Origin of the sequence: Microbacterium sp., assembly GCF_011620665.1 — a bacterium.
Lineage (GTDB): Bacteria > Actinomycetota > Actinomycetes > Actinomycetales > Microbacteriaceae > Microbacterium.
On the sequence record NZ_WOYQ01000046.1, the window covers coordinates 14,458 to 20,592 of the forward strand.

General features: G+C 69.2%; 7 protein-coding genes. All 7 read left to right on the top strand.

All coding sequences use genetic code 11. The annotated features are described in order from the left end of the window. The coding region (locus QZV81_RS06450) for an ACT domain-containing protein (protein ID WP_292834519.1) at positions 1-549 on the top strand (549 nt) is incomplete at its 5' end. A 65-nt stretch (positions 550-614) separates the two neighbouring features. Further along, complete coding sequence (locus tag QZV81_RS06455) at positions 615-1,691, top strand: aspartate-semialdehyde dehydrogenase (RefSeq protein WP_292834522.1); 1,077 nt, start codon at positions 615-617, stop codon at positions 1,689-1,691. After that, positions 1,688-1,897 (top strand): PLDc N-terminal domain-containing protein, encoded by a 210-nt coding sequence (locus tag QZV81_RS06460; RefSeq protein WP_292834525.1) that lies wholly within the window; start codon positions 1,688-1,690, stop codon positions 1,895-1,897. Before QZV81_RS06455 ends, QZV81_RS06460 begins: the two co-directional genes overlap by 4 nt. Positions 1,898-1,948: 51 nt before the next feature. Further along, positions 1,949-3,421 carry a malate:quinone oxidoreductase gene (locus QZV81_RS06465; protein ID WP_292834528.1) on the top strand — a complete coding sequence of 491 codons (1,473 nt, stop codon included), beginning with the start codon at positions 1,949-1,951 and terminating at the stop codon, positions 3,419-3,421. A 10-nt stretch (positions 3,422-3,431) separates the two neighbouring features. Beyond that, positions 3,432-4,025 (top strand): thymidine kinase, encoded by a 594-nt coding sequence (locus tag QZV81_RS06470; protein WP_292834531.1) that lies wholly within the window; start codon positions 3,432-3,434, stop codon positions 4,023-4,025. A 61-nt stretch (positions 4,026-4,086) separates the two neighbouring features. Continuing rightward, entirely contained in the window at positions 4,087-4,809 is a 723-nt protein-coding gene (locus QZV81_RS06475; protein WP_292834534.1) for a FadR/GntR family transcriptional regulator, read from the top strand. Between the two features lie 24 nt (positions 4,810-4,833). Next, complete coding sequence (locus QZV81_RS06480; protein ID WP_292834537.1) at positions 4,834-6,105, top strand: alpha-hydroxy acid oxidase; 1,272 nt, start codon at positions 4,834-4,836, stop codon at positions 6,103-6,105. Positions 6,106-6,135: the final 30 nt, after the last annotated feature.

Sequence of the window (6,135 nt, forward strand, 5' to 3'; positions counted from 1 at the left end):
ACACAGGAGTCCGGCACACAGGAGAGTCCCATGGAAGAACCCATCGTCGCCGGCGTCGCCACCGACTTCAGCCAGGCCAAGATCAGCGTCATCGGGGTTCCCGATGTTCCCGGCAAGGCGGCGGAGATCTTCAAGATCGTCGCGAAATCCGGCGCCAACGTCGACATGATCGTCCAGAACGTGTCGGCCGCCGCGACCGGCCGCACCGACATCTCGTTCACGCTGCCCAAGACCGATGCCCCTCTCGCCCTGCGTGCGCTCGCCGGCGAGCAGACCGGCGTCGGCTTCGAGAGCCTCGTGCACGACGACCAGATCGGCAAGCTCTCCGTCGTCGGCGCCGGCATGCGCACGCACTCGGGCGTCTCGGCGACGCTGTTCGAAGCGCTGTCTGCGGCGGGCGTGAACATCGAGATGATCTCGACCTCCGAGATCCGCATCTCGGTCGTCGTCCGCGGCGATGACCTGGCGGGGGCCGCCCGGGTCGTGCACACCGCCTTCGGGCTCGACGGCGACACCGAGGCCGTCGTCTACGCCGGCACCGGCCGCTGACGCGAGCGGGTCCGTATCGGCCGATACAATCAGGCAACCCCTTTCGCGATCCCTGAGGTGAGCACATGACCCGAATCTCCGATTCCGGACTCTCCGTCGCCGTCGTCGGCGCCACCGGCCAGGTCGGCACGGTCATGCGTGAGATCCTCGCCGAGCGCGCCTTCCCGATCCGCGAGCTGCGGCTCTTCGCGACGGCGCGGAGCGCGGGCACCGCCGTGGACTTCGGCGGGCAGAGCATCGTCGTCGAGGACATCGCCACGGCAGACCCCGCCGGCATCGACATCGCGCTGTTCAGCGCCGGCGCGACCGGTTCGCGTGCCCACGCCCCCCGCTTCGCCGAGGCCGGCGCCGTCGTCATCGACAACTCGAGCGCGTGGCGGATGGATCCCGAGGTTCCCCTCGTCGTCAGCGAGGTCAATCCGCACGCCACCGAGAATCTGCCCAAGGGGATCATCGCGAACCCGAACTGCACGACGATGGCTGCGATGCCGGTGCTCAAGCCCCTCGCCGACGCGGCCGGGCTCGAGCGCCTGATCGTCAGCACCTACCAGGCGGTGTCGGGCTCCGGCCTGGCCGGCGCGCAGGAGCTGCTCGGTCAGGTCGAGGGGGTCCTCGCGCAGAACCACACCCTCGACCTCGTCCACGACGGCGGGGCGGTGGAGTTCCCGCAACCCGAGAAGTACATCGCGCCGATCGCGTTCGATGTCATCCCGTTCGCCGGCAATCTCGTCGACGACGGTGACAACGAGACCGACGAAGAGAAGAAGCTGCGCAACGAGAGCCGCAAGATCCTCGAGCTCCCCGACCTCCGCGTCGCCGGCACCTGCGTGCGCGTTCCCGTCTTCACCGGGCACTCGCTGTCGATCCACGCGGAGTTCTCCCGCGAGATCACGCCCGAGCGCGCGCGAGAGATCCTGGCATCCGCCCCCGGTGTCGTGCTCGACGAGGTGCCCACGCCGCTTCACGCCGCGGGCAAGGATCCGAGCTTCGTCGGACGCATCCGCGCCGACCAGTCCGCGCCCGCGGGCAGGGGACTGGTCCTGTTCATCTCGAACGACAACCTGCGCAAGGGCGCGGCCCTCAACGCGGTGCAGATCGCCGAGATCGTCGCCGCCCGCCTGAGCGCACCGGTCGCCCGATGAGCGAGAAGGCGCCCAGGCGCGGGCTCATGCGCGTCGGCATCGCGGTCGTCGGCGTCGCACAGGTCGCGTTCGCCGCACTGGCGTTCTGGGATCTCGCGCTGCGCTCGCCGAAAGAGGTCCGCGGGCCGAAGCCGGTGTGGATCCCCGCGATCCTCGTCAACTGGATCGGCCCCGCCGCCTATTTCGTCTTCGGCATCCGCCGCTGAGGCATCTGCTCTCTCCGGGAGGATCGCGAACGCGGCCTAGAATGGAACATTGTGAGTGAACCCGTCGACGTCGTCCTGATCGGTGGTGGCATCATGAGTGCCACCCTCGGAACTCTGCTGAAGGAGTTGCAGCCCGACTGGAAGATCGTCGTGTGCGAGCGGCTCTCCGAGGTCGCGCAGGAGTCCTCCAACGCCTGGAACAACGCCGGCACGGGCCACGCGGCCATGTGCGAGCTGAACTACATGCCCGAAGGCCCCGACGGGTCGCTCGATCCGGCGAAGGCCATCGCGATCAACGAGCAGTTCCAGCAGAGCCGGCAGCTGTGGACCTCGTTCATCGAGCGCGGGATCCTCGACGAGCCCTCGACCTTCATCAACTCGGCACCGCACATGACCTTCGTCCGCGGCGAGAAGGACGTGGCCTACCTCAGGAAGCGCTACGAGATCCTGAAGGAAGAGCCGCTGTTCGCCGGCATCGAGTACTCCGAGGACTCGCGGGTGATCAACCAGTGGGCCCCGCTTCTCATGCAGGGGCGCCGCACGGGTGAGCCGTTCGCCGCCACGCGGGTGCCGGCCGGCACCGACGTCGACTTCGGAGCACTGACCCGCCAGCTGTTCGCCCACCTCGAGTCGCGGGGCGTGGATGTCGTCACCAATCGCGAAGTGCGCAACCTCAGCCAGCTCGCCGACGGCACCTGGAAGGTCTCGTACCGTCACATGCTGGGCAAGACGCCGGGCAGTCTCCGCGCACGCTTCGTGTTCGTGGGAGCGGGCGGATGGGCCATCAAGCTGCTGCAGGCTTCCGGCATCCCCGAGATCAAGGGCTACGGCGTCTTCCCGATCGGCGGACAGTGGCTGAAGACGTCGAAACCCGAGCTCGTCGCGCAGCACAACGCGAAGGTCTACTCGCAGGCATCCGTCGGCGCGCCGCCGATGTCGGTCCCGCACCTCGACACGCGCGTCGTCGACGGCGAGTCGTCGCTGCTCTTCGGCCCGTTCGCGACCTTCAGTCCCAAGTTCCTCAAGAACGGGCGGATCACCGACATCATCGAGCAGGTCCGGCCCGGCAACATCCTGCCCATGCTCAAAGTCGCCGTCGACAACCCCGACCTGCTCAAGTATCTTCTGAGCGAACTGCTGAAGAATCACGCCAAGAAGATGGACTCGCTCCGCGAGTTCATGCCGACGGCGAAGGACGAGGACTGGGAGCTGCTTCAGGCCGGCCAGCGCGCGCAGGTCATGAAGAAGGACCCCGCCAAGGGCGGCGTGCTGCAGTTCGGCACCGAGGTCATCACGTCGGCCGACGGCACGATCGCGGGACTGCTCGGGGCCTCACCCGGCGCGTCGACGGCGGTGGCGATCATGCTGAACCTGCTCGCGACCTGCTTCCCGGACCGCATCGGCGGGTGGGAGGCTGAGCTGCGGGACCTCATTCCCAGCTACGGCACGACGCTCAACGACGTTCCGGCCCGCGCGAGGGCGTCCGTCGCACGCACGGCCGAGGCGCTCGGCATCCACGAATAGGGGACGCCCGGTGGCGAAGCTGTACTTCCGCTACGGAGCGATGAACTCCGGGAAGTCCACGGCGCTGCTGCAGGCCGCGTTCAACTACGAAGAGCGCGGGCAGCACGTGCTGCTGGCCAAGCCCGCGGTCGACACCAAGGGCGCCGAGAAGATCTCGAGCCGGCTCGGTGTCGAGCGCACCGTGGACTTCCTCATCGGCCCGGGCGACGACCTCCGCGAACTCGTCCGGGCGCACGCGCACCCCGCGGTCGCGTGCCTCTTGATCGACGAGGCGCAGTTCCTCTCGCCCGCCCAGGTGGAGGACCTCCTGCGCATCGCCGTGGGGGAGCGCATCCCGGTGCTGGCCTACGGCATCCGGTCCGACTTCCAGACGCGGGCGTTTCCCGGCTCGGCGCGGCTGCTCGAACTCGCGCACAGCCTCGAGGAGCTCAAGACCATCTGCCGGTGCGGGCGGAAGGCGATCTTCAACGCGCGGCTCGTCGGGGGAGCGTTCGTGTTCGACGGCGATCAGGTCGCGATCGACGAACTGAGCACCGAGCGGGTGACCTACGAGTCGATGTGCGCGGAGTGCTATCTGCGCGAGTCGGCCGGTCGGCTCAGCTGACGCCGGTTTTGCGGTCTGACCACATCGCGATAGGGTGGCCGCATCATTCGGAAGGGCGATGATGACCGAGAACCCCCCCGCGCGCGCGTGGCGCGTCGTACTCGAGAAGATCGAAGCCGACCTGCTGGGCGGTGCGCTCGGCCCCGGAGACCGGCTCCCGCCCGAACGGGAGCTCGCGAGCACCCTCGGTGTCGGGCGATCGAGCGTGCGCGAAGCGCTGCGCGTCCTCGAGGTCATGGGGCTCATCCGCACCGCGACCGGATCGGGGCCGAGCGCCGGCGCCATCGTCACCGCGACGCCGCACGGGGGCCTCGCACAGCTGCTCCGCCTGCAGGTGGCGGCGCAGGGGTTCACCATCCCGGACGTCTATGAGACCCGTCTGCTGCTGGAGGAGTGGGCTGTCGGCCACCTGGCCGGGCAGCCCGGCGCCGATCTCGCGGAGGCACGGGCCACGCTCGCGGCGATGGATGCCGAGGACCTCTCCGCCGACGACTTCCTGGCGCTGGATGCTCAGTTCCACCTTCGTCTGGCCGATGCCGCGGGCAACGTCGTCGTGGCGGCGACCATGGCCGGCCTCCGGCCCATGATCGACGGCTACGTCCGCGCCGGCGTCGAACGCCTGCCGGACTGGTCTGTCACCGCCGATCGCCTGCGGCAGGAGCACCGCGACGTGCTGAACGCGATCGATTCGGGCGATGCGGACCGTGCGCGTCGCATCGTCCGCGCGCACATCTCCGACTACTACGCGGATGCGGGTCTGCCGGCCCCGTCTTCGGCCGACTGAGATCGTCACACGCGAGGAGGTGCCATGGTCCAGCGTCAGCTGCCCAAGATTCCCGAGCTCCTGGAGCTCATGCAGTTCAAGCGGCTCGAGCTGGACGGCACGAAGCGCCGGCTCGAGGGAGCGCTGACGATCGCCGACCTCCGGAAGATCGCGAAGCGGCGCACACCGAAGGCCGCCTTCGACTACACCGACGGAGCGGCCGAGGGGGAGCTGTCGCTCGCCCGCGCGCGTCAGGCTTTCGAGGACATCGAGTTCCACCCCGACATCCTGCGCCCGGCCGAACGCGTCGACACCTCCGTGGAGATCCTCGGCGGGCGCTCGGAGCTTCCCTTCGGGATCGCGCCCACCGGTTTCACCCGGCTGATGCAGACCGAGGGCGAGGTCGCGGGCGCCGCGGCGGCGGGCGCCGCCGGCATCCCCTTCACCCTCTCGACGCTCGGCACGACCTCGATCGAGAACGTGCGCGCCGCCAACCCTGGCGGTCGCAACTGGTTCCAGCTGTACATCATGCGCGAGCGCGAGATCTCGTACGGCCTCGCGGCCCGCGCGGCCGCGGCCGGGTTCGACACCCTCATGTTCACGGTCGACACCCCCGTCGGCGGAGCGCGCCTGCGCGACAAGCGCAACGGCTTCTCGATCCCGCCGCAGCTGACGGTGTCGACGATCATCGATGCCATTCCCCGTCCGTGGTGGTGGTTCGACTTCCTCACGACGCCGAAGCTCGAGTTCGCCTCGCTCACGACGACGGGGGGCACGGTCGGCGAGCTCATCGACTCGGCGATGGACCCGACCATCAGCTATGACGATCTCGACGTCATCCGCTCGCTCTGGCCCGGCAAGATCGTGGTCAAGGGCGTGCAGAACATCGCCGACAGCAAGCGGCTCATCGACCGGGGTGTGGACGGGATCGTCCTCTCGAACCACGGCGGACGCCAGCTCGACCGCGCCCCCATCCCGTTCCACCTGCTGCCGCACGTCGTCCGCGAGGTCGGCACTGACGCGACGATCATGGTCGACACCGGCATCATGAACGGCGCCGACATCGTCGCCTCGGTCGCGCTCGGTGCGAAATTCACCCTGATCGGCCGGGCCTATCTGTACGGCCTCATGGCCGGCGGCCGCGCCGGGGTCGACCGGACGATCGCGATCCTCCGCGCCGAGATCGAGCGGACGATGCAGCTGCTCGGGGTCTCGTCGCTCGGCGAGCTCGAGCCGCGCCACGTGACGCAGCTGCAACGGCTCGCCCCCGTGGCGGCGCCGGCGGCGCGCCGCGTGCCGACCCGCGCACGGGCCTAGCCGGCGGGCTTCGCGCCGCGGGCGCGGGGC

Excerpts from the sequence above, each read along its gene's own strand:
- QZV81_RS06455 (WP_292834522.1), top strand. The coding sequence starts at position 615 with ATGACCCGAATCTCCGATTCCGGACTCTCCGTCGCCGTCGTCGGCGCC.
- QZV81_RS06460 (WP_292834525.1), top strand. The coding sequence starts at position 1,688 with ATGAGCGAGAAGGCGCCCAGGCGCGGGCTCATGCGCGTCGGCATCGCG.
- QZV81_RS06475 (WP_292834534.1), top strand. The coding sequence starts at position 4,087 with ATGACCGAGAACCCCCCCGCGCGCGCGTGGCGCGTCGTACTCGAGAAG.
- QZV81_RS06480 (WP_292834537.1), top strand. The coding sequence starts at position 4,834 with ATGGTCCAGCGTCAGCTGCCCAAGATTCCCGAGCTCCTGGAGCTCATG.